The organism is Actinomadura formosensis NBRC 14204, assembly GCF_001552155.1.
Lineage (GTDB): Bacteria > Actinomycetota > Actinomycetes > Streptosporangiales > Streptosporangiaceae > Spirillospora > Spirillospora formosensis.
The window spans coordinates 1-23,556 of record NZ_BCQQ01000002.1 but is presented as its reverse complement, the minus strand read 5'-3'; the positions used below and the strand labels follow the sequence as shown (position 1 = coordinate 23,556).

General features: G+C 74.8%; 15 protein-coding genes. All 15 read right to left on the bottom strand.

Features of this window, described 5'->3' with window-relative positions; all coding sequences use genetic code 11:
- Position 1: 1 nt before the first annotated feature.
- Complete coding sequence (locus tag AF1_RS00680) at positions 2–2,164, bottom strand: hypothetical protein (protein ID WP_067792236.1); 2,163 nt, start codon at positions 2,162–2,164, stop codon at positions 2–4.
- Entirely contained in the window at positions 2,161–2,940 is a 780-nt protein-coding gene (locus AF1_RS00675) for a hypothetical protein (protein WP_067792233.1), read from the bottom strand. The genes AF1_RS00680 and AF1_RS00675 overlap by 4 nt, the downstream gene beginning before the upstream one ends.
- Positions 2,937–5,183, bottom strand: a complete 2,247-nt coding sequence (locus tag AF1_RS00670) for a hypothetical protein (protein WP_067792229.1) — start codon at positions 5,181–5,183, stop codon at positions 2,937–2,939. Before AF1_RS00670 ends, AF1_RS00675 begins: the two co-directional genes overlap by 4 nt.
- On the bottom strand, positions 5,180–6,067 hold the full coding sequence (locus tag AF1_RS00665) for a hypothetical protein (RefSeq protein WP_067792226.1): 888 nt from the start codon (positions 6,065–6,067) through the stop codon (positions 5,180–5,182). Before AF1_RS00665 ends, AF1_RS00670 begins: the two co-directional genes overlap by 4 nt.
- Positions 6,064–6,930, bottom strand: coding sequence for a hypothetical protein (locus tag AF1_RS00660; RefSeq protein WP_067792223.1), 867 nt, complete (start codon positions 6,928–6,930; stop codon positions 6,064–6,066). The genes AF1_RS00665 and AF1_RS00660 overlap by 4 nt, the downstream gene beginning before the upstream one ends.
- Positions 6,927–7,781 carry a hypothetical protein gene (locus tag AF1_RS00655; RefSeq protein ID WP_067792220.1) on the bottom strand — a complete coding sequence of 285 codons (855 nt, stop codon included), beginning with the start codon at positions 7,779–7,781 and terminating at the stop codon, positions 6,927–6,929. Before AF1_RS00655 ends, AF1_RS00660 begins: the two co-directional genes overlap by 4 nt.
- A 5-nt stretch (positions 7,782–7,786) precedes the next feature.
- Positions 7,787–9,508, bottom strand: coding sequence for a hypothetical protein (locus AF1_RS00650; protein WP_067792217.1), 1,722 nt, complete (start codon positions 9,506–9,508; stop codon positions 7,787–7,789).
- Position 9,509: 1 nt separating this feature from the next.
- Positions 9,510–11,477 (bottom strand): hypothetical protein, encoded by a 1,968-nt coding sequence (locus AF1_RS00645; protein ID WP_067792214.1) that lies wholly within the window; start codon positions 11,475–11,477, stop codon positions 9,510–9,512.
- A gap of 3 nt (positions 11,478–11,480) precedes the next feature.
- Complete coding sequence (locus tag AF1_RS00640) at positions 11,481–12,542, bottom strand: protein kinase family protein (protein ID WP_067792211.1); 1,062 nt, start codon at positions 12,540–12,542, stop codon at positions 11,481–11,483.
- A complete protein-coding gene (locus AF1_RS00635) occupies positions 12,539–14,692 on the bottom strand; it encodes a hypothetical protein (RefSeq protein WP_067792207.1) in 2,154 nt (717 codons plus the stop codon). The genes AF1_RS00640 and AF1_RS00635 overlap by 4 nt, the downstream gene beginning before the upstream one ends.
- Positions 14,689–17,835, bottom strand: coding sequence for a tubulin-like doman-containing protein (locus AF1_RS00630; RefSeq protein WP_067792205.1), 3,147 nt, complete (start codon positions 17,833–17,835; stop codon positions 14,689–14,691). The genes AF1_RS00635 and AF1_RS00630 overlap by 4 nt, the downstream gene beginning before the upstream one ends.
- A gap of 24 nt (positions 17,836–17,859) precedes the next feature.
- Entirely contained in the window at positions 17,860–20,163 is a 2,304-nt protein-coding gene (locus AF1_RS00625) for a vWA domain-containing protein (protein ID WP_165488467.1), read from the bottom strand.
- Positions 20,164–20,472: 309 nt separating this feature from the next.
- Positions 20,473–21,816, bottom strand: a complete 1,344-nt coding sequence (locus AF1_RS36775) for a tetratricopeptide repeat protein (RefSeq protein ID WP_067792199.1) — start codon at positions 21,814–21,816, stop codon at positions 20,473–20,475.
- A 140-nt stretch (positions 21,817–21,956) separates the two neighbouring features.
- The gene (locus AF1_RS00615; protein ID WP_084262293.1) at positions 21,957–22,655 is read right to left on the bottom strand and encodes a Crp/Fnr family transcriptional regulator; all 699 of its coding nucleotides are present in this window, start codon (positions 22,653–22,655) and stop codon (positions 21,957–21,959) included.
- A gap of 103 nt (positions 22,656–22,758) precedes the next feature.
- A partial coding sequence (locus AF1_RS35030; RefSeq protein WP_169804025.1) for a tetratricopeptide repeat protein occupies positions 22,759–23,556 on the bottom strand: 798 nt, incomplete at its 5' end.

The window sequence follows — 23,556 nt, the reverse complement described above, 5'->3', positions numbered from 1 at the left end:
GTCACCTTCCGTTGAGGGCGGTCAGTACGTCGGCGGAGCTTCTCCGGGTGTGCTCGTCCTCGGCCCAGCCGCGGGCCGCGTAGCGCAGGCGTCCGGCGATCAGGGAGTCGGTCGCGACGGTCCCGGCGAGGCGCGCCAGCGAACGCCGCACGAGCGGTGTCTCGTCGGCGGTGCGGGCCCACTCGGCCAGCACGTCCCAGGCGGGGTCCTGGACGACCGTGTCCTGGAGCACGTCCCGCCAGAGCGCGGCGATGTCCCGCATCCGGGCGGTGTCCATCGCGGCGATGTGCAGCAGGCCCGGCCAGTCGAAGCCGTCGCCCGGCAGCCGCCGGACGAGCTGCGCGGCGGCCAGCAGGAACGCGAGCCGCGCGGTGGTCGCGCGGACCTCCTCTCTCCCGGCGGCCCAGGCCAGCAGCCGCTCCGGGATCCGCGCGCCGTCCCACTCGGTCTCCCACAGCTCGGTGACGGACTCGCAGACGGCGGCGGTGACGCCGATGGCGTCGTCGGAGGCGTGCTCCTCCAGCCGGTCCAGCGCGGCGGACGCCCCACCGGCCTCGTGGGCCACCCGCCAGGCGCGGGCCGCGGTGGCGCGCAACTGGACCGGTTCGGCCGGCCCGCTCCAGCCGCGCAGCAGGTCCTCGATGGGTTCCCGCAGGGCCGGCCGCTGCGTCACGGTGGCGTGCAGGGCGGCGGCGGCGACCGTCCGGTACCGGGGGTCCCGGGACCGCGCCATCGGCTCGATCACGAGGGCGCGGACCAGGTCGAAGCCGCGGGCGGCGAGGAACCCGGTGGCGACGGCGGTCCGGGTCCGGACGCTCTCCAGCGGATGCTCGGCGCACCAGCGCAGCCAGTCCAGCAGGTGGGGACGCTGCTCGTCGAACTCGGCCCAGAAGTACCCGAGCACCTTGCCCTGCGCGTAGGGGTCCAGGTAGCGGATCACCTCCGTGGGCGCGGTCGCCCCGTACCTGAGCCGGACCGTGGAGGGGACGGTGTGCGCGCCCAGCCTGCTCAGCCAGGCGCGCTTGGTCGGCTTCAGCGGCTCGTCGAGCCCGCGCAGCGAGTCGGCGCGCGGGTTGTCGGTCTCCAGGTCGTTCTTCAGCTTCATGGCGGCGAGCGCCACCGTCTCGTACGGCTCCCCGTTCAGCACCGCGGTGGACACCGCCATGCACTGCAGGGAGAGGCTGTCCAGGCTTTCGAACCACTCGGTGCGCTGCTCGTCGTCGCGCAGCCGCAGCGCCTGCTCGGCGGTGCGGGCGAGCGGAAGCGACTGCCGGTGCGCGCCGAGCAGTTCCCGTACCACCGTCCGCGCGTGGCGGGGCGGGCCGTCCTGGGCGAGCTGCGCGTCGATGAGCTCCGGCACGCCGGGCTCGGCGAGGAGCACGCCGGCCCGCTCCTCGCCGAGCTCCAGTGCCAGCAGCCTCCGCGCGATCTCCCTGCGGTCGCGGACCCGGCCGAGCCGCAGCACGCACTCCGCCGTCCGGGGGCCGGTGAGCGCCCGCGCCGTGTCCACCGTGATCACCAGCCGGGCGCCGGCCTCCTCCAGCAGCCCGCTGACCTTGTCGAGGCCGAACTCGGTGATCGCGTCGGGCCGCGCCGGGTCCCGGTACACGTATCCCGCGCCCTCGGTGAGGTCATCGCCCGTCAGCTCGTCCAGCCCGATCTCGGGGTCCACGCCGAACAGCGCCCGCTCGGGCGCGTCCCCGGTGAGGAGCCACAGCAGGCGCCGCGCCGCCGCGAACCGGCCGGAGTGCCGGTCGGCCTGGAGGATCACGACCCGGCGGTCCCGGGCGCGGCGGCACAGGTCGGCGAAGTCCGCGGGCTCGACGAAGGCCCGCTCGGCCTCCGCGATGTCGTGCGGCCGGAGCCGGACGACCCGGCTGCGCCGCCCGCCCGCCGGGGCGAAGTTGTAGATGTGCTGGTCGCGGCCGACGAAGCGCTCGGCCCGCACGTATCCCGACAGCGCGTCCCGCTCGGTGCCGATCCGGTCCTGGATCGTGCCGCGCCGGCCCTGCTCGGTGAGGACGTCGGTGCGGGACGGCGGCCTGTCCTCCCCGGCCTTCTCCTCCCGGTCACCGCGAGCCTCCGGACGCTCGGGGGCGTCGTCCGCGCCGCCGTCGCGGTCCCTGGCGGGCGCCTTCTCGTCGGCTCCGTCCGGCTCGCTCACGACCGGCCTCCGAAGTTGTAGTTGACCTGGTCGCGGACGACGAAGGTGCGGGCGTTGATCGTCGTCGCGTGGACCGAGCCGGACGGCGCGCCCTCGGACGGCGCGCCCTCGGACGGCGGGGTCTCGGACGGCGGGGTCTCGGACGGCGGGGCGGTGGGCGGGCCGGCCGGTGGCCGCCCGGCCAGGCCGTCGGGGAAGTCGAGGGCGTGCGGGTCGGGGCCGCCGGGGAACCAGACCCAGCCGTCCCCCTCCTCGGCCAGGCCGGGCACCCGCACCCGGCGCAGGTCCGCCGGGTCCAGCGACGTCATGCCCGCCTCGACCGACCCGCGGAAGACGAACGCGGACACGATCACGCCGAGATCGGTGCCCGCCGCGTCCAGCGCCGCCCGCAGCGGATCGGCGCCGCACAGCCCCCGCACGACGACCGGCGCGGACCCGCTGTACCCGCCCGCGGCCGGGGCGGCGGGCCCGTGATGGATCGCGAGCCGCATCCGGGTCCGGGCCTCCGCGCTCGCCACCCGGTTCCGGCCGCGCAGCTCGGCGTTCAGCTCGCGGACGAACCGGCCCACGAGGACCTCGGCCCGGACGTCGTGCGGAAGCACCATGAGCCTCCCGCCGCCCCCGCCCCGGTCCTCCCATCCCGCGGCGTCCAGCCCGGCGTTCCCGGCCGCGTCCCGCAGGCACTCGACCAGGTTCGCCTGCAGCACCGCCTGCACGTTCTGCGGCCTGGACCCGTATCCCTGCAGGTCCACGGCCATGACCGTCCGGTAGCTCATGTGCCGTCCTCGGGGTCGGGGGCGACGACGGCGCTGTAGACGGTCGCGCCGAGGCCGCCGAGATACTGGTTGAGCAGGGAGCGGTTGACGCCCAGCACCCGCATGACGAGGTCCCGCTCGTCCTGGTACTCGTCGGGGAACATGTTGATCACGTCGCGGAGGGTGTGGTCGAAGCCCCGGTGCAGAACCTTCAGCTCACCGCGCAGGTCGCGCATCGTCCTGCCCTCGTCGGCGAGCAGGTCGCGGACCCGGGCGGCGAACTCCCCCACCGCGCCCTCAAGGAGCGCCAGGGCGCCGAGGGCCTTGAGGACCGAGAGGGAGCCGATGTCGCCCAGCGCCACGTACCGCTCGCCCGACGCGGCCGCCCGCGGCAGCGCGACGCCCTTGCCCTCGACCTGGAAACGGTCGCGCCAGAACCGCCGGGTGGTGGCGTCGGCGGCCGCGATGCCCTCCAGCGCCCGCCGGCAGAGCAGGTCCGCCCGCTGGAAGCGCCGCCGCCGGTCCGGGTCCGTCCACACCGCCGGCTCCGGCGCGGCGGCGGCCGCGCTCGGCAACGTCCCCAGCTCGCGGAGTTCCCGCAGTTCCCGGCGCATCTCGGCGACCAGCTCGTACAGCGCCTCCTCCTCACCGGCCGCGATGCAGGAGCGCAGCGTGGCGGCGAGGTCGTCGCGGAAGGTGTCGCCGTCCCAGTGCAGGACGCGGGTGAACGACTCCTCGGCGTCCCCGGTGAACGTGGCGGCCAGTGGCCCCGCCATCACCAGGACGACATTGCGCGGGTGCGCCCGGCTGTTCCCCATCAGCGCGGACGCGCGGGTGCGCAGCTCGGTCAGCTCCTCGTCCTCCAGCACCGGCCCGCTCACCACGACGGCGCACTCGCCGTCGCCCCGCCGGGACCCCACCCGCAGGTCCGGCTCCCACCGGGACCGGCTGGACTGGGGGAAACGCCGCACGTGGTAGCCGAGTTCGACGCACAGCCCGGCCAACTTGCCGCGGACGTGGTCGGGGTTGTCGGGCGCGCAGAGGGAACGGCTCGCCTCCCGGACCTGGCGGGGGCCGATGAGCCGCGTCCCGGAGGTCAGCTCGTAGGCGTGGTGGCACAGGGTGAGGGTCCGGCGCGGATGCCCCTCGGTGATCCGCCACAGCTCCTCCACGGCTTCGGGGCCGAAGGGGTACAGGTCGGCGCCCCCGGCGCCGTCCGGGTGCAGCGCGGCGCGGATGTACTCCTTGATCTGCGGATCGGTGAGCCCGGACGGGACGATCCTGGTCTTCACCCGCTCGTGGACGCTCTGCGGCAGCGCCTCCCAGAAGTCGAGCAGCCCGCACACCGCGAGCAGCGCCCCCGTCTCGCCCGCCCAGCCGACCAGCTCCATCAGCGTCGCCGCGACCTCCGCGGGCCCGTCGCCGCCGCGCGAGCCGATCTGGTGCAGCTCGTCCAGGACGAGGACCATCCGGCCCCCGTTCCAGCCGCACAGCCGGGCCAGCGCCCGCAGCACCCGCAGCGCCCGCCCGTCGCTGTCGACGGGCGGGGAGTGGACGCCGCGGTCGGCGAGCAGCCGCGCGTCCTCCGCCGAGCGCGACGCGGCGCCGCGGAGCCACTGCCAGGCCGCCGTCCCGGCCGTCCGGTGCCAGACCAGGCTGACGACGGTGGCCAGTTCCTCGTCGCCCTCGGCGATCTCCGTCAGCCGCTCGTGCAGCCGCCACATCTCATCGACCGGCAGTTCGTCGGACGCGGCGGGCGGCGGCACGTCCGGCTCCGCCCCGGCGGCGTGCCGCAGCCCCGCGTACACGTCCTCGACCATCCGCTCGACAGTGCCGAACAGCAGCACCCCGGCCGCGGTGTCGAGCGGCCGGATCCGGCCGTCGGCGCCCGACCCCGGCGGGGCGAGGAGCCGCCGGTGGATCGACAGGACGGTGTCCCTCGGCTGCCCGGACGCCACGAGCACGACGGGCCGGGTGCCGGCGATGCGGACCAGCTCGTCCATCAGCGTCCACGCCAGATGGCTCTTGCCGGTGCCGTACTCACCGAGGATCGCGGCCACCCGCCCGGAATTGCCCGGGTCCCCGCCGTCGTCGGCCCGGGAGGTGAGGAAATCCAGGGCGAGCCGCCGGACGGCGCGGACGGCGCCGGTCTCCACCTGCACGGTGACGCCGGTGCCGCCGAGCCTGACCTCCGGCACCTTCGGGAACGGGTTGCGCGGCCGGGTGCCTGCCACGGGTCGGGCCGTGGCGCGCGTCTCGTTCATGGTGCACCGATCCTGACCGCCGCGGCGAGGTAGTGGTGGATCGCGACCTTGGTCGCATCCGACTCGATCGCGGCCTCGAACGCCTGCCGGCAGAGGACGTGGAACCAGGTCAGGTTGTTCGGACTGAGGCTGGCGCGGTGCCGTGCCAGCGACCGGAGCAGCACCGCCGGGTCCAGGTCGAACAGTTCGTCGAGCGCGTCCGTCCCGCCGACGCGCGCCCACAGGAACTCCATCAGCTCCCGGTCGCTGAACGGTTCCAGGGTGATGCACGTGACGAGCCCCTCGTCCGCGCTGCGCGCGATGCCCTCCCGCACCTGCCCCCAGTCCCGCTCCAGCCAGAAGGGGAACTCGAACAGGTACACGCCGGCGTTCGCGGTGGCCGCGGCCCGCGCGTACTCCAGGACCCGGGCGGCGATCGTGGGCGGACGCAGGCTCGGGTCCGGGCGGGGCAGCCGGACGACGAGGCGCCGCCCGCCGAGCGCGCGGCCGAACTCGTGGTGGCCCTCGACCGGCTCGGCCGCCCGCACCTCCCGCAGCGCCGCCCGCACCTCGTCCGGCAGCGCACAGATGTCGCGCATCCGGGCGAGGCATTCCACCGGGCCGCCGATGTCGCCGGCGGCCCGGCCGGAAAGATCGACCAGCACGTGCCCCGCCGCCGCGTAGTGGTGCAGGCAGCGGTGGGCCAGGACGGACTTGCCGAGATGCGGGCGGCCCCCGATGAGCACGACGCCGCCGCCCGCGACGTCCGGCGGGTTCGGACGGCCCGTGAACCGGATGTACCCGTCCTGCCGTTCGGGTCCCGGGCAGGCCGGGTCGTGCGTGCCGAGGTCGGGCGGCCGCACCGGGAACGGGTTGTCGGCCAGGGGGGCGGCGCCGGCGCTCATGCCGCCTCACCCCCGATCCGGATGACCTCCGGCATCAGATGGTTCAGGGTGACCTTCGGGCTCTGCTCGGCTATGGCGTTGTCGAAGATCCGGCACATGAGCCCGTGCACGCTCTGCGGGTGCAGCGAGCATTGGCCGAAAATGTACTTCAGCCATTCGGTGACATCGGTGTCCAACGTGATCTGCTTGTGCGGGGAGCTGTCCATGACGCCCTTCACATACGTCCACAATTCGTTCGGCGTGACCGGAGCCACGACGCAGATGCGCACCTTGACGTCACGGCTCAGCTCGATCTCCTTGCGCAGCTTCTCCCAGTCGCCGGGCCAGGCCCTCGCGTTGTACTCGTAGATGAAGACGCTCCTGCTCCGCTGCGCGGCCATTGCGTACTGGAGGATCTCCCAGCTGATCCGGGCCTCGGCGTCGGAGGTGTCCTGCATGATGCAGGGCAGCCGCACGATCAGTTCCCCGCCCGCACCGCACATGACACTGCGCAGCTTGGCCGCCCAGCCGGCGTCGTCGACCTGCGCGTTGGCCATGTCCTCCTCGTCCAGGGGGCCGTTCTTGCTGCGCAGCTTGAGCAGTACCTGCCGCCGCCGCGCCAGGCACTGCTGGAAGGGCCCCTCGCCCAGCAGGTCGAACGGTTTCATTCCCTGGGCGCCGTATTCGTGGAGCAGCCGATGGCCGTAGACGGACTTTCCGTGGCCGGACGAGCCCGCGAGGAGCAGGACGCTTCCCCGGACCTGCTCCAGCGGGGGCGGTTCCGGCGCGTTGTCGAACAGGAGGAAGTCGTGCGCCGAGTAGGGGCAGGTGCTGCTGTTCCAGCAGGGCTCCATCCCGTCGAAGCCGCCGGCGAACGGGTTCATGGCCGGCCCCCCGCGGTCTGCTCCGCCGGTTCGGTGCCGGCTCCGGCCCGCGCGTCGCCGGGGACGGGTTCGCCGCGGACCGCCCTGCCCAGCGCGGTCTCCAGCAGGCGGAGCCGCTCCTCGGCCGCCTCCCGCCGGAACTCGTCCCGGATCAGCGTCCCGTGCGCCTGGCCGAGCAGCACGCCGAGGCGGTGCCGTTCGGCGCCCGGCAGCCCGGCCCGCAGGATCGCCGTGCCGAGGTCGACCCGGCGGCCCTCCAGTCCCGCCTCGTCCGACGGCTTCTCACGCGCGCGGGCCAGCCGGACCGCCTGCGCCGCCTTGAGGTATTCGGCGGCGGCCGTGACGAGCTGGTCGGTGAGGGTCTGGCGGCGCGCGGTCCGGGCGGCCGACCAGGTGGTGGCGAAGGTGAGGGCGGAGCCGAGGAGGAGGGCGACCACCGGGTTGGCCAGGATCCGGCGCCACAGCGGCGGCTTCGGCGCCGGTTCCTGGAGCGTCTTGCCGGCGGTCAGCGCGGCCAGCGGCTTGCACGCACGGGTGAACGCCGCGGGGGATTGCTCACTCCACCTGTCGAGCGTGGTCACCGTCCCCGCCCGGCCGCCGCGCACCGGGCGGAACGCCGTGTCGGTGCTGCCGGGCGCCGCCTCGCCGAGCCGGATCGCCGCCTTCACCAGCGCCGGGCGCTGCTTGTCGGACAGGCAGTGGACGAGGCGCGCGTCCGCGCGGACCGCGTCGGCCGGGTCGCCGCCGTCGCCGGTCTCCCCGAGCACGACGGCGGACCCGAGCAGGCCGGCCAGGCCGACCACCGCGAGCGGGGCGCGAAGGCCGCGGAGTTTCTGGAACCTTTCGGGCATCGGCGTCAGACCATGAACAGCAGCAGGACCACGAGCAGCACCGGCGACAGCCAGGTCAGCACGCCGGCCACGTCGGCGGGCAGCATCCGGCCGGGCAGCCGCAGCACGGCCTGCACGGGCGACTCGCGCCGGAGTGGCTCGGGCGCGTCACTGCTGAAAGAGTCGGGTGGGCTCTGCCCCACGGCGTACTCCATGCAGCGCTCCGCCAGCCAGTCGGCGCGGTCCGGCTCCAGCCGCGCCGCGAGCAGGCCCAGCGCGTCCGCGATCACCGGCGGCAGCCCCCCGTTCAGGTGCCGCCGCCTCAACTGGTCCTCAAGCTCCTGGTCGCCGATGCCCGCGGCGAACAGCGGGCGCATCAGGTCGGCCATCCGGTGCGGCCCGTCGGCCATGCCGTCCAGCCGGTCGGCGAACCAGCCGGCCTCGCCCATGGTCCGCAGGACGGAGGAGAAGCCCTTGGCGTCGAGCACCCCGCCCCGCTCGGTGCGCGCGGCGATCCAGTCCATGATCCGCAGCGCGCCGGGACCGTCCTGGGTCTCCTTCAGCATCTGGTAGAGGCGCGCGAGGTACGGGTCACGGCGAGGCGGCGCGGGCGGCTCCTGGACGGAGGAGACCGGGGCCGCGGCCGTCTGCCGCACCGGGTCCTGCCGCGGCCACGCCGGCCGTGCCGGGGGCTGCTGGGTCAGGGGCCGCTGCGGGGGTGTCCGGTGCGCCGGGGCCGGCTCGGAGTCGATGGCCGTGGTGATCTCGCTGCTGCACGCGACGGCCTCGATCTTCTCCTGGAGGGTCCGGCAGCCGCCGACCACCTGCCAGATGAGCTTCTGGCAGCTGTCGCCGTACGTCCGGTAGGCGTCCGCGAGCAGGCCCGCGGCGGTGGCCAGGTGGTCTCCCCGCCCGGCGATGGGATCGTCGGGACGGACCTCGCGGGGCGCGTCGTTGAGCGGCGGCCGGTCCAGGCCCCGTTCGCGGAACGCGATCGCGAGTTCCTGCCGCCCGTCCCCGCCGCTCATCGGCGCCTCACAGGTGGAGAACGTGGCCCGCCACCCGTCGGTGGTGGAGCCGGACGCGTCGGTGAGCATCACCTTCAGGACGCGGCGCGCCGCCCACAGCAGCGCGAGCGCCCGGCTCTCCCGGAGGGGACTGCGGATCTCGTCCTCGGGCAGCACCAGTGTCACGGGCCGGGCCGGGTCGGCGAGCACCGCCGCGACCAGCGGCGCGAGACCGCGCACGGTGTGCGCCCGCCCGCGCATCTCCTCCTCCCCGGACACCGACCGGTCCCGCAGGAACGAAAAGCTCAGCGGATCCATCGGCGCGCCGCGCCCGACCTGCCCGAGGGGTTCGGGGAACACCTGGCGGGGGTCGGTCGCCGCGATCCCCATCGCGACCTCGGCGGTCAGCAGGCTGCTCGGTCCGACCAGTGCGCGCGCCACCAGATCCAGCCGGGCGGCGCCGGCGCCGCGCGCCGGGCCGCGGTCGGAGTCGATGCGCAGCGCGTGCGGATCGACGCAGCGCAGGATGAGCGCCGCCCGGTCCCCGAACGTGAGGTACACGGCGCTGGACGGCGCCTCCGCGGCGGCGGCCCCGCCCCGCCCCGAGATCCCCGCGTACGGCGTCAGCAGGCCGTTCCACCGCCGGAAGTCCACGTCGGAGCGGAACGAGGTGGCGATCCCGGTGAGGTCGTAGTCGCGGTCCCAGCGGAACTCGATCTGGTCGATGAATTCCTCGGTCATCTCAGATTCCTATGTTCTGGGCTTCGGCGGTGGTCAGCAGGCCGGTCATCGCCATCAGCGCGACGAGCGGACGCAGCACGCGCAGCGGCCGGACGCCGCGTTCGATCGCGTCGGTCCCGGTCGCCGACACGACGTGCAGGGTGGCCCGCTCGCATTCCTGGTAGGGGCGCGTCCACGCCTCCGCGTCCCGCTGGTGCAGGTAGGCGAACACGTCGGCGCTCTCCTCCAGCACCTCGGCGGAGTCGAGGACGGCCGAGTCGCGGCTCAGCCAGTGCGCGATCGGGTCGTCGAACCGGAACAGGTCGGCCTTGTTCAGCGCGATCGCGGCGCTCACCTTCGGCAGCCGGCCCGACGCCCGCAGCAGGCTGAGCACCGTGTTGAACGCCGGGTCGCCGAGGCTGCCCGGCGTGAACCGCTTCGGGTCCGCCACGAAGATCAGCCCGTCCGCGATGTCGAGGAAGCGCTTGGCGTCGCCCACGTTGCTCAGCTCGCCGCCCGCCACGTCGAACAGCGCCACCGCGCGGGGCCGGTCGCCGCAGGACATCACGAAGGCGTCCGCGAAGGCGACCTCGCCCTCACGGGTCGGCGCGAGCCGGGTCGACTCGCTGAACAGCGGGTGGACCATGTCGCGCAGGAACGCCTGGTGCCGGTCCAGGTCGACGGGCTGCGCGGTGATCCCGTAGGCGCCGAGCGCGCCGCGCTCGATCGCCGCGACCATCGCGGCGGCCAGGTGCGTCTTCCCCGACGTGGTGCCGCCGATGAACCCGAAGACCGCCGGGGACCCGTACCGCCCGTAGCCGGCGGGCAGGTAGTGGGTGCCCGTCATGTCGCCCGGATTGGGGCAGCGGACCGCGGCCGTCCGCATCAGGCGCGCCCGCTGCTCGGCGTTGGCGTCCTTCGGGAGGTTCAGCCTGACGTACTGGGCGAGGCTCTGGTCGAAGGTGTAGAGGGGAAGGCCGCCCCAGTCGAGCCTTCCCAGGCAGATCGGGCAGGAGACCCGCTCGCCGGTGCCGGAGCCGGAGCCGGGACGCCCGGTGCCCGGTGAGGAGGACGAGGGCGGTACGGGTGGCATGGACTCTCCGGCTCGCGCGGACGGGCGGGGCCTTCCCGGCGCGGAAGGGGGGGCGACCGGCCCGGCGACCGTGCTGAGCAGCCGGGCGACACGCGCGGCCATGGTGTCCAGCCCGTTCAGGCCCTCGGTGGAGCGGAGCCTCCGCAGCGCGTCGGTGCCGCCCCGCCCGTACATGCGGGCGAGGAACAGCGCCGCCGCGTGGGTGCGGGGCTCGGGCGCCGGTGCCGGCGCGTCCGGCAGGAACCGCAGGAACATGCCCGGCGGGCCGGGCACCTCGCGCCGCTCCGCGAACGTCTCGAACCCTGCCGACCATTCGGGCCAGTCCCGCAGCCCCGAGCCGAGCACGGTGCAGATGTCGTCGATCGCCCACAGCAGCGCGAAGGCGTCGCCGGTGGCGGGGGCCTCGATCGGCCCCGGCCCGGTGAGCACGTGGGACAGCAGGGCGGCGAGCGGCTCCTGCAGCGCGTCCGAGCGCGCCTGCTCACCGAGGGCGGACCGGTGCGCCCGCAGCGTGTTGGGGTTGACCATCGGGGCGCGGGCGGGCAGGTCGGCGGGCGCCCACGTCCACTCGCGCAGTTCCAGTGCCAGCCGGGGGGTGAGCACCCCGGCGGGCCCCAGCAGCAGGTGCGCGGCGGCGGTGCGGGCCGCGCCCGGCCGGACCCGCCTGATCAGCACCGCGTCGTCGCCGAACGCGGCGTAGAAGTGGCTGGACCGCGGCCTGCCGCCCGTGCCGGCGCTCAGCCACGGCTTGACCCGCTCGTGCCAGTGGCGCAGCTCGTCGGTGGACGCGGGGTCCAGCGAACTCGCCACCGGCCAGAGGCCCACCTCGTTCACGTCGCCGAACCGGCCGGTCCGTCCCCACCGGTACAGCGTCTGATGCAGCAGTGACGTGGCCACGGGTCACCGCCCCACGATCAGGTAGACGGCGACGACGGCCAGCGCCGCGACCCCGGCCCACAGCAGCCAGGGGCCGCCGGGCAGCCGGTCCGCCGGGGGCTCGGCCGGGCGGACGGCGGCGGCGGGGGCGGGGGCGGACGGCGTACGGGCCGCGGGCGCGGAGTCCCGGGCGGTGTGCGGGTGCTTGCGGTGCCGCTGCGCGAAGAACTCGGCGCGGCCCCGGGCGAACGCCGGGTCGGGCGCGAGCGGACGCGGCGGCGGGTCCGCCTCCCCCAGCCTGCGCAGCAGTGCCTGCGCACCGGGCCGGCGCTCCGGCGGGTCGATGACCCCGGCGAGCAGCGTCTCCAGCTCCGGCCGGCCGGCGAGCTTGGCCCGGTCGTCGAGTTCCTCGCCGGTGAGCACGTAGAAGATCAGCAGCCCGGCCGCCCAGATGTCGTCGTTCGGGCCGATCACGCCGCGGTCCCAGCCGGGCGGCGTCTCGGGCCGCTGCTCGGGCGCCTGCCACGGCAGGGCCCCGGCGACGGTGCGCGGCGCCCCGATCGGCGCGGCCTGCGAGAAGTCGGTGATCTGCACGTCGTCGCCGTCCCACCGGACGGTGCCGGGGCCGATGGCGCGGTGCGCGATCCCGGCCGTGTTCAGCAGCCGCACCGCACGCAGCAGCCCCACCTGGAAGCGCCGCCGCTGCTCGGTCGGCAGCGTCCCTGCGAAGGATCCGGCCTCCGCGCCGCGCAGCGGCTCCAGCAGCGCGAACGGCTCCGCGGCGTCCGCGTCGTAGCCGACGAGGCGGGACACGCAGCGCGGGTAGGGGCGGCCGTCGCAGAGCCGGGCCAGCCGCAGCCCGGCGAGGATCTCGCCGTCCAGCTGCCGGTACCCCGCGGCCAGCCCGCCCGGCCCGCGGTCGACCGGGTGGACGCGGCGGACCGGGACGACGCGGTCGGGCATCTCCAGCCGGAGCCGGACGGCCTCCAGCGGCGGCCGCAGCGGCGGCTCGGCCTCGCCCGTCTCGACGGCCTTCGTCTCGACGAGCGTCCCGTGGACGTCGCGGTAGTTCAGCCGGATGCTCACGCCGCACCTCCCGCCATGCCGGCACCGTGCCCGGACTCGTCCCCGGCGCCGTCCTCGATCCAGGTCCACTCCACGACCTGCGGGCTCAGCGGGACGAGCCGCAGCACCCCGCAGTGCGCCGACGACGACACGAGCACCGTGCCGGGCGGCAGGTCCCGGCCGCCCGCCGCCGACCTCGGCCCGAACCGGACGGTGCGCGGCCCCGGCGAGGTGTCCAGCAGCCCGAGGTCCTCGGGCGCGCACAGCTGCCACATCTCCCCGGCCGGGTCGTAGGACAGCTGCTCGACGAGGAAGGCCAGGTCCTCCCCGTCGACGGAGGCCACCGGCCGGGGGTCGGTGACGAACGGCATCGTCTCCACCGGGAGGCCCTGCTCCACCGCGCTCTCCCAGTCGTCGAGGAACCGGCCGGCCTCCTTGCGCGCGTGCCGGTCGGCCGCGCCGCCGGACGTGCCGCGCGACGCGGGCCGCACCGCCTCCCCGACCAGGTCGCCGAGCCAGAACCGCACGGTCTCGGCGTAGGACGCGAACGACCTGGACGGCTGCCCGAGGTCCTCCTTGTCCAGGTCGGCGGCCCGCTCCTCCAGCTTCTCCCGGACCCCGCCCAGCCCCTGCCGCAGCACGTTCAGCTCGTCCACGACGTCGAGCCGCCGGTTCAGCCGCGCCCAGCCGGTCACCGCGTGGCCGAGGAGCTGCTGCATGTCCTGGAGTGCCTTCTCCGCCTCGTCCAGGCCGATGCCGTCCGCCCACCGGATGGCGCGCGACCGCCAGGACTGGACGACGGCGGCCAGCGCGCCGACGACGGCGGCGGCCAGCGCGGCGGACCAGCCCGCGGCCGGCAGCCCGGCGGCACCGCCGAGACCGCCGCCGATCGCGCCGGCGAGCGCGCCGAACGCGTTCAGCCCGAGCTCCCGGGAGCAGGCGTCGATCCGGCCGCCGGGACCGCGGAGCACCGTCAGCGCGACCAGCGCCGTCCACAGCAGCGCCATCACCAGCCCGCCCGCGACCCCGAGCGGGGTCAGCCCGGCGAGCGCGGCGCAGGCCGCGCCCGCCACCGGCAGCCACCGCTGCGGCGGCGGCATCGGCGCCGGGTTCCGCAACCGGTCCGGCAGCCCGTCGGGGCAGATCCGGTGCAGGTGCCGCAGGTGCGCGGCGCCGCCCTCCGGCGCCTCCGCCCGGTCCCGCAGGTGGTGATCGATGCGGATCAGCGAGGCGCCCCCGGCGAGGCTTTCGCGCAGCCACGCGTGCAGTTCCTCGCGGAACGGGCCCACCTCGAACGGCTCCATCGGCGGCGGTTCCACGCCGTGCGCGGCGATCGCGGCCCGGCGCTGCTCGGTGATCCGGTCGTCGCCGGGCACCGCCTGGAACAGCTCGGTGAGCCGGGCCCGCACCTCCGCGAGCCGGTCCCCGGCGGCCCGCACCGGCACGTCCGCCGGCACCTCCCGGAGCAGAGCGCGCGCGCCCGGCAGCTCCACGGCCGCCTCTTGGGCGTCCTCCACCGCGTATTCGGCGGCGTCGAGCGCGCGCCGCAGCACGCCGTCGCCGGTGAGCCGCAGCGGCACCCGTCCTCCGGAACGTTCCTCCTCGCGCGGCACGGGCGCGGGCGAGACCGGGTCCAGCATCCGGCGGATCGCCGACCGCAGCGCCAGCAGGAAGTCCTCCTGCCCGGACCCGCCGGTCCCGGTGAGCCGCAGGCCGGGGACGGCCACGCCGAACGGCACCTCGCCGAGCAGCCGGCAGGTGCGTTCGAAGACGCCGGGCAGCCGCAGCAGCTCCGACAGCCGGCCGAGCCCGGCGCCGTCCCGGCCGTCGCGGCGGCGGGCGCGGGCGGCGGCCCGCAGCGGCCAGTCGACCCCGGTCTCCTCGATCACCCACAGGGTGCGCCGCTGGATGTTGCCGGGCAGCCGGAGCACGGCCGGCTCGTCGCCGTCGCCGCGCGCCTGCCGGCCCACCACCAGGCACAGCAGCTGCGCCACCTGCCGGGAGGCGTCCAGCGCCTCGAACGCGGCCCGGTGCCGGACGACCGCCGCGGCGGTGTCCTCGACCAGCAGCATGCCGAGGTCCTGGGGCGTGTGCAGCAGCTCCGCCACCCGGGCCGCGGCCTGCTCGGCGTCGCAGTCCCTCAGGTCGAGCCGGACGACGCGCGGGCTCACCGGTCCTCCTCCGGCTTCTGCATGGCGGGCTTCTCCAGGGCGCGCAGGTTGGCCCGGACGGCGGACACCTCGGTGAACTCGGCGTCCAGGGCGGCCGGGTAGGTGCGCGCCCAGAAGTCGCGGAGCTGCATGGCGCGGGCCCGGCTGGAGGAGTGCAGTTCGCTCAGCATCACGTCGATCCGGCGTATCTGGCCCTCGGCCATGTCGCGCAGCAGCAGGTACAGGTCGCCGGGCTGCTTCGGCAGGCTGCCCACCCCGTACGGCGCCTCCTGCATGAGCTGCGCGCAGAAGTCGCGGCGGATGCCCGCGTTGTCGGCGAACGTCCACAGCTCGTACGCCTGGAGCAGGCTGCCCCACGACGACGCGTGCTCCAGCGGCGTCAGCTCCAGGGTCATCGACACGCCGCCCGACAACCCGACCGACACGCTGATCGGCGAGGCCGGGTCGCCGTCCACGGTGACCTTGTCGTTCCACATCGCGCACAGCAGCCGGTGCAGGATCTGCACGCGGTGCTCCTCGTGGGTGGCGAGGTAGCCGAAGTCGTAGCCGAGCCGCTGCCGCCACTTCAGGTAGTCCTGCCGCTGCGGGCGCTCCACCGCGTCCGCCCAGGTCCGCAGGACGTCCCGGACCTCGCGGACGTCGGTGATGCCCATCGAGGAGCGGAACAGCACCACCGCGATCGACTCGGCGGTGGTGTGCGTGAAGTCGTAGACGAGGTCGGGCCCGGCCGGGAGGTTGACGGCCTCGCGCAGGTAGGACTCGATGGCGGGGTCGTCCGCCCCGGCCGGGTACGACACCAGCACCTTCAGGCGGCCGCTGCCCTGCGGGCTGAAGTTCGCGGGCACCAGCCCGGCGAGCTTGCCGCGGAACTCCTCCAGCTCGGCCTCACTGAGTTCGGCGGAGGTCTGCCCGGCGGCCTGCGCCAGCAGGTCGTGCAGCGTCGGAAGCAGCGGCGCGCGGTCCTGTCCCGCCATCCGGAAGTAGGTCTTGACCTCGGCCTTCACCCGTTCGCGCAGCTCCGAGACGGCCGCCTCGGGCGTGCCGTCCCACGCCGTCCGGTAGGCGTCCCGCCAGCCGTCGGCGCCGATCAGCACGGTGAGCAGGTCCGCGCCGGTCGCGCTCGGCTGGAGCTGGCCCTTGCCGACCAGGTCGTCGGTGATCCGGCGGACCACCCGCGTGTAGAACCGCTCCAGGTCTCCGCCGGGCGGCAGCAGGTACGACACGCCGACCCGGGCCTTGGACAGGTCGGCGGCCCGGTCCCGGAACCGGTCGCGGTCCTGCGCGGCGTGCTCGACCAGCGCCCGCGTCATCCCGCGCAGCGCCGCCTCCACCTGGTCGAGCGGCTTGCGCCAGCGCGGCGCGAGCTGCGACCACGGCTCCGTCCACTGCACGTTGGTCCGCCAGCGGTACCACCCGTCCTGGCGCTCCCGCGCCTCCACCGGATCCGGGTCGGTCCACTTCACCTTCACCATGCCGAGGGAGCGGTCCCGCAGGGTCGGCAGCGGCGGCGGGTTCGCGCCGAGTCCCTCCGGCGCGGGCGGCTCGACCCGGCGGCGCTGCATCAGCCCCATCGCGCCGCCCCGCTCCACCTCGTCCGCCGAGTCGGGGTTGCCGAACAGGACCCGCACCAGCCGGAACGGGTCGACCTTGCCGAGCATGCGGGGGACGGCGTCGCGGGGGTCGAACCCGCCGACCTTTTCCGGGATCTCCCGATCGAGCCGGGTGCGCAGCCGCGACAGCGCCACCCGCATCGCCTCCGCCCGGTCGTTGAGCGCCGCGGTGACCTCCTTCGCGCCGTTGACCGGCTCCGGCTCGGCGTGCTCCTGCGCGGGCCGGGTGAAGATCTCGGAGATGTTCGCGACCGCGAAGAACTCCTGCATCAGCGTCCGGTTCGACTCCACCCCGGGCAGCGGGCCGCGCAGGTCCTCCACCCCGGCGCGCAGCAGCCGCCCGGCGACGAGATCGGCCAGCTCGTCCACCGGCACCGTCAGCGACGCCACCAGCGCGGTGGACACCCCGCGGTTGCCGATGCCGTTCTCGGCGGGGATCTGCCGCTCGACGCTGGCGTTGATGAAGCTGTCGGCGAACGACTGGTGCTGCTCGCCGTCCTTCGCGGCCCGCTGGTCCAGCTCGGTGCCGAGCAGCGACAGCATCAGCGACACCACCGAGCGGCGCAGGTCGCCCGGCTCGGCGCCCACCGGCCGGCAGAACAGGAAACCGGTCTGCGCGGTGCCGGGCCGCAGCGTGATCCGCCCGTCCACCGGGTAGTGCACGGCCACCTCGTCGGGGTCGACGGTGGTGCGGGCGGTGTGCCCGCGCAGCTCCCGCCGCGCGCCGCCGCCGTTCTGCTGGTCGACGAGCCGGAACAGGTCCAGCAGCGCCCGGCCCGCGTTCAGCTGGGCTGGCCGGCCGCCGCCGAGCCCGTCGACGAACGCCGACGGCATCAGCACCAGCGGATAGATCTTGGGCCGCAGGTCCGTCCGCTCGAACAGCTCCCCGATCAGGTGCAGGTAGTCGTAGAAGATGCCGGCGCCGGTGCCGCCCGCCACGGAGAACGCGACGAACACGTCCACCGCGTTCTTGTTGCTCGACCGGCCGCCGATCTTGTAGAGGTCGGTGGCGGCCTGCGGGCCCGACAGCCGGCCGATCGCGGCGTTCAGCTCGGCGGTGGCGGCCCCGGCGCCGCCGCGGAACGTCTCGAACAGCGCGGCGCGGCCGATGGTCGGCAGCTGGCCCGCGCCGCGCTGCAGCGGCGTCACCCGCGGCTCACCCGGCTCGGGCGGCAGCCAGGCCGCGACCTCCCGCTCGGCGGTCAGCCGCAGGTTGCGCGCCACCTCCGGATAGGTGTCCACCCGGGGCACCAGGCCCCTGACGTAGTGCGCGGTGCGCTGGACGGCGGGCACGTGCTGCGGGCCCGGCACCACGCTGGTCTGCAGCCGGTCGAGGTCGGCCTGGTTGACGTCGGCGTAAACGAACTGGACGCAGTCGGGCAGCTGGTAGGGCAGGGCGTCCTCGCGGACCCGCTGGATCGCGGTGCCGTCGGGGCCGCAGAACTCCTCGCGGAGCCGGCGCTCCAGCTCCGCCCCGATCAGGCAGCCGGTGCCGCCGAGCCCCACGAACAGGACTGGCTGGTAGAGCTTCATGGGGGTCTTCTTTCTGACCGGCCGCTAGAGCCAGGGGTCGTCGTGGTTCGGCGGTGCGGGGGTGGCGGAGGGCTCCGGCCGCTCCTCGCCGGGCCGCGTCCCGTTCCGGCCGGAGGCGGCGGAAGGGCGCGCGGCACGGCGCGACCAGGCGGACCGGCGCGGGCGCACGTCGGTGAACGCGAGCAGCAGGCCGGTCTCCCCGAACGGCTCGCCCTCCCCGCCGATCGCGACCTCGTAGCGCGGCCCCTCCGGGGGCTGGACGACGACCTTTCCGGGCGCCCCGCGCCTGACCCGCACCGGCCGGTGACCGGTCCGCGGATAGTCCAGGCCCGGGTAGCCGTCCGCGGAGTCGTGCACGACGAGCCGGAACTCGTTCGACGGCTTCGCCGGGGCCTTCAGGACGGCGAGTTCCTCGCCGTCCCGCCGCAGCGACGCGCGGAGCCCCCGCACGTCCGCGCGGGCACGGCGGGCGCGGCGGCGCTGCAAGAGCAGCAGCCCGAGGGTGAGCAGCAGGAGCGCCGTGCCGAGGATCTCCCACCGGTACCGCTCGGGCCAGCCGGGCTTCGGCTTCACCGTGACGGTGAGCTGCCCGTTCGCGTACGTCTTCGACAGGTCGGCGGTGTCGGCGACCTTGACGGTCAGCGAGGTGCCGCCGAGCCCGGCGTCCGCCGGGAACCGCACCGTGAACGGGGACGTCGTGGTGCCCTGCCCGATGCTCAGCTCGGTGCCGCCGCCGAGGGACGCGCGGGCGCGCCCGGACCCCTCCAGCACCAGCCGGCCGCGCACCGGGGCACCGCCGTTCTCCATCGTGACCTTGCCGCGGACCTCCTGGCCCGGATGCACGACCGCGCCCGAGGAGAACTCGACGCGGCCCCGCAGGGCGGGGGGCTCCGCGCCGACCGCGACGGTCACCGGGAGCTTCTCGGCGCGGACGCCGTAGCCGCTGACGACCCCGGTGAAGGTGAGGTCGCCGGGGCGCGGCGGGGCGGTGAACGTCCCGGCGTACCGGCCGTCGTCCGCCCGGTCGTCGGGGTCCTTGCCGTCGTCGCGCATGACGATGTTCTGCGACCCGGCCGGCGACGGCCCGGCGGCCTGGACGGTGAAGTTCAGGCCCGCGAGCGCCTTCGCGTCGGTGATCGCGCCGCGCCGGGTGACCAGCGAGAGCCGCACGGTCAGCCGCTGGCCGGTCTGCGCGCTCGGCGGCTCCACCACCAGCGAGGAGCTCACCGCGCCCTGCCAGATCGCCGTGGCGCTGACCAGTTGCCTCTCCAGCCGGTCCGGCGCGGTGAGCCGGATCTTCCAGGTTCCGTTGCGCGGGTTGACGATGTTGAGGGTCTCGACGGTCCCGTTCTCGCCGGCCCGCCGGAACTCCGAGTCGCCGCTGCGCCCGTTGCCGGGCACGGTGTTGCCGTCCGGGTCGCGGAAGTCGACGCGGACCCGGGGATCGCCCTTGGCCACGGTGATGCTGCCGTCGGTCGCGATGACCGGGATGTCGATCTTCAGCTCGCGGGTCTGGCCGGCCCCGAGGGTCGTCTCGTCGCTGCGGCTGACGCCGAGGCAGCCGGCCGCGGCGAACGCCTCGGCGAGCGAGCGCAGCACGTCCCCGGAGTCGTGCACGACCCGCGCCTTCGGCTTGGACGCGGACCGGCCGTCGCATCCGCCCTGGTAGCCGCCGGTCGCGAAACCGTCCAGCGCCGTCTGGTCGATGTCGTCCCCGAAACCGAGTGGCCATACCTGGACATGGGAGGAGGAGGCGAGCGCGAGTTGCGTGTCCACCTGCTTTTGCGCCTCCCGGTTCCGGTCGGACTCCACACGCCCGTAATTGGGGCTCTGGTGGACGTCGAGGCGCCCGTCGGTGAGCAGGAAGACGACCTTGAGCGCGCCTTCCGGTCCCCCGCTGTCCAGCGCTCCGAGCGCCTTGGCCAGCGCAGCCGCGTGGTCGGTGTCGGCGCCCTCGTTCTCGGTGCGGCGATGCAGTTTCCGGACGCACGACGCCAGTGCGTCCTTTTTCACAGAACTGTCCAGAACGACGGGCGGGCACGCCTCGGTGATCGCGTTCTGCCCGGGCCTGTTCTGGCTGCCGAATCCGTAGATCGACACGCGGCTGCGGGAGTTCAGGCCGCCCAGCGCGATCGTGCCGGCGGCCTTGATCTCCTCGCGGACGTCGGCCTCGCTGAGGCTTCCCGACTCGTCCACCAGGATGGACACGTCCATCAGCGTCGGCTCGGGGACCGCGGCGCGGGGCCCTGCGGCGGCCGGAACGGCCCTGCCGGCCGTGATCGCGGCATTGGTCGCGGCGGACGCGTGCGCGTCCGTATCGGAGGTCACGAGCGGCCACATCTGGACGGCCAAGATGGTTATCACCACGGCGATCCGCCGCGCTGGGCACGCGAAAGCGCGGCCCGTTCTTTGCATCATTCTCCAGAACCCCTGTGCAATGACGAGTTGACCACCCCGTAGCCCCACCTTTCCCGATGATCGCCGAAGTGCGGCATCGGAATCGACGTCAGTTATCCGACTGTTACCAATTGCCGATCGACATTCGCTTTTAGAGCGGCAATTGCTGGATGTCCGAATTGACCTGCTTAGGGAGGCGATTGACCTGTTTTAAGTAGAGCTGGTTTTTAGAATTGTCTTTTAGATTTGTCTGCTCGGGTGCCGGGCGTCATCGCCGGCGTCCTCGGCCGCGGCCCCGCCCGCACCGTCTCCGGGCAGCTCGTCCCCGGGCGGTCCGTCCCCCGGCGGCTCGCCTTCGGACGGCTCGCCTTCGGGCGGGTCGTCCGCGACGGGGAGCGCCGCGAGTTCCCGGAGGAACTCGTCCAGCAGCCGGTCCGCCGCGGGCCGGTCCGCGGGAGGCTCCGCCCGGACCAGCCGCAGCCCCTCCACCAGGTAGTTCTGCGCCGTGCCGTACCGCTGGGCCCGCCGCTCCAGCCGGCCCAGCTCCAGGTGGGCCTCCACCGACGACGGCCGGTGCTCCAGCAGGAACATCCACGTCTGCCGCGCCTCCTGCAGCGCTCCAAGCGCGACGTGGCACCGGCCGAGCCGCAGCAGCGCCGCCGGGCCGGGCGGCGACACCGGATCCTCCGTCATGCCGAGCAGCTCCTCCAGGTCCAGCCGCGCCCGCGTGAACTGGCCCAGCCGCATCAGCGCCTCGGCCCGCGTGTCCAGCAGCGCCGTCCAGCCCTGGGGATCGTCCGGCGCGACCTCGTCCAGCAGGCGCATCGCGTCCTCCGGCCGCCCCTGCCGGAGCATCGCCCGCGCCTCCGCGACCTTGCCGCACGGCTCGCCCTGCGGCCTCGTGCCCGGCTCGGGGTCCGGCGCGTGCTCCCGCGCGGGGTCCGGCGCGGCACCGGCCGCGTCACCGGGGGCGGGACCGGACGCGGGGCCGCCGGCGCGGTCGGAGACATAGAGCCAGGCGTCCATGGAGAACCCCTTGGCGGGCAGCGAGCTGCGCACCCGCCAGAAGTCCTCCGCCCGCAGCGACCGGAACCCGTTGCGGATGACGTCCTGGAACAGGTGGTCCGACACGATCACCGCGAGCTGCGCCTGGGGGAAGTCCTCCAGCGCGGCCTTGACCGGCCGGCTGTCCAGCAGCCGGAAGCAGTCGATCACCGCGGCCCCGTTGAAGCCCGCCGGGCCGGGGATGACGAGCCCGCTCGTCAACGCCAGCCGCAGCCGGATCCGCGCGGCCTGCGCGAGCAACCGGTTCTCCTGCCAGAGCGCGACCTCCAGCTCCGCGACCAGCGCCGGGATGACCGTGGTCTCGTCGATGTCGCTCGGCGGCAGGATCAGCACGCCGTCGCCGCTGCTCTGCACGATCCGCTCGGGCAGCCCCGCCTCCCGGCACGCCGTCATCGCCACGCTGACCAGGGCCTGCTGCGCGCGGATCTGCTCGGGGACGAGACGCCCGCTCCACCCCTTGATGTCCAGTGCCGCGCACAGCGACCGCCGTGATCCCGGCCCCCGTGATGCCGACCCCATCGCCACCCCTTCCCGTCGTGGCCTGGAGTCTCCCGGCACAGGGGGCATCACAACCCGCATCAGTACGGACAACGGGAATTCGGCTCACAAGCCGCCGTGCTCGCGGGCGCTCCGCCGCGGCCCGCGGGGAGCGGCGGCGGTCAGGGGCACAGCTCGGGAGGCGGTTCCATCTCGGCCAGCCGCGCCAGGCCCGGCACGTCCAGCAGGAGCACCCGGCCGCGGCCGCACAGGACGAGGTCGCGCAGCGCCGACCCCCGCAGGGCCTTCTGCACGGTGCCCTCCTGGGCGCCGATGAGCATCGCCAACTGCTTCTGCCGGAGCTTGACGACGAGCCGGCCGTGTTCCCGGTCGAGCGAGCGCCGGGCCTGGTACAGCAGGGCCCGCGCCAGCCTGACCTCGACCGCGTACGCGGCCGCGTCGGCACGGTAGATGTTGGCCAGCGTGAGCCGGTCGCCGGTCATCGCGCTGAGCGCGAGCATCGCCTCGGGGTGCTCCTTGAGGCACGTCAGGAACGACGACGCCGGGATCACCGAGACGACCGAGCGGTCGAGCGCGGTCACGGTGGCGGTGCGCACACCGTCGTCGATCACCGCCATCTCGCCCACGAGATCGCCTCGGTGCCGGATGCCGAGCAGGGACAGGGCTCCGTTCTCCACCACCCTCGTCACGGCGACCCTGCCGTCGACCAGCACGTACACCGCCGTGCCCGGCTCGCCCTGCCGCATGAGCGGCTCGTCGCGCTGCACGGTCTTCGGCAGCCCGAGCCGCAGCACCGCGTCGCGAGCCGATGGTGACAGCCTCCCCAGGAAGGAGAGGTGATGCCAGCCGGAGCTCGTCATGGACGTCTCCTCAGCACACGCGCGCGTCGCCGCACCGGCCCGAGGGGACCGGACACCGCCGGACGGGGACCAAGTATGGCAGCGTCCGCGGCGTGCAACAGGGTCACGGGACACATGTCCGGGACGTCCCGGGCGTCCGGGCGAGCGCGGCGGCCAGCAGCCCGCGCGCCCCCTCCCGGTCGCCGCGGCGCAGCGCCTCGACGGCGAGCACCCGCAGCGGCGCGCCGCCCGCCGGGTACGCCTGCGCCGCCTCGTTCACCAGCCGGTCCCCCTCGCGGCGCTCGCCCCGCCGGTAGGCGCGGGCCGCCAGCGCGAGCAGCAGGTCGTGCTCCAGCCGCTCCGGCTCGGCCGCCAGGGCCGGGCGCGCCCGGACGATGCGGAGCCCGGCGGTGAGAAACCCCCTCGCCACGTCGTCCTGCTCTTCGAGGTCCATCAGCGGATACGCGTCCGGCGTCAGCGGATAGCGCCGCAGCAGGTACCGGCACGTCTCAAGCGCCGCCCGCCGCCCGCCGAGTTCCAGATGGCACCGCCCGAGGGCGAGCAGCGGCTCCGGGCCGGGCCGGACGGCGAGGAGGTCCACCAGGACGTCCATCGCCGAGGCGTGATCGCCGCGGTGCATCAACCCGCGTGCCCGCCGCCACAGCGCCGGAACCCGCCTCCCGCCCGGTGTCTCCGCCGTCGTCCCGTCCGCCGGCCAGGTCCAGTGGTCGGGGCCGAAGGCCGTCCCGCGGACCCGCTGGAACGGTGGCAGGGACGAGGCGGTCCGGGCGACGTGCCAGTGCAGCAGATCGCTCAGCAGGATCGTGACGGGCACCTCGCTCTCGCCCGCCCGCGCCAGCAGCCGGACCGCCTCCGCGACCGCCTCGGCGCCCGACCGCGGGCCCGCCGAGCCGCCGGTGAC

What these genes read in the sequence shown, in the direction of transcription:
- AF1_RS00630 (WP_067792205.1), bottom strand. Translation starts at nt 17,835, where the DNA reads ATGAAGCTCTACCAGCCAGTCCTGTTCGTGGGGCTCGGCGGCACCGGC.
- AF1_RS00660 (WP_067792223.1), bottom strand. Translation starts at nt 6,930, where the DNA reads ATGAACCCGTTCGCCGGCGGCTTCGACGGGATGGAGCCCTGCTGGAAC.
- AF1_RS00655 (WP_067792220.1), bottom strand. Translation starts at nt 7,781, where the DNA reads ATGCCCGAAAGGTTCCAGAAACTCCGCGGCCTTCGCGCCCCGCTCGCG.
- AF1_RS00650 (WP_067792217.1), bottom strand. Translation starts at nt 9,508, where the DNA reads ATGACCGAGGAATTCATCGACCAGATCGAGTTCCGCTGGGACCGCGAC.
- AF1_RS00665 (WP_067792226.1), bottom strand. Translation starts at nt 6,067, where the DNA reads ATGAGCGCCGGCGCCGCCCCCCTGGCCGACAACCCGTTCCCGGTGCGG.
- AF1_RS36775 (WP_067792199.1), bottom strand. Translation starts at nt 21,816, where the DNA reads ATGGGGTCGGCATCACGGGGGCCGGGATCACGGCGGTCGCTGTGCGCG.
- AF1_RS00615 (WP_084262293.1), bottom strand. Translation starts at nt 22,655, where the DNA reads ATGACGAGCTCCGGCTGGCATCACCTCTCCTTCCTGGGGAGGCTGTCA.
- AF1_RS00670 (WP_067792229.1), bottom strand. Translation starts at nt 5,183, where the DNA reads ATGAACGAGACGCGCGCCACGGCCCGACCCGTGGCAGGCACCCGGCCG.
- AF1_RS00675 (WP_067792233.1), bottom strand. Translation starts at nt 2,940, where the DNA reads ATGAGCTACCGGACGGTCATGGCCGTGGACCTGCAGGGATACGGGTCC.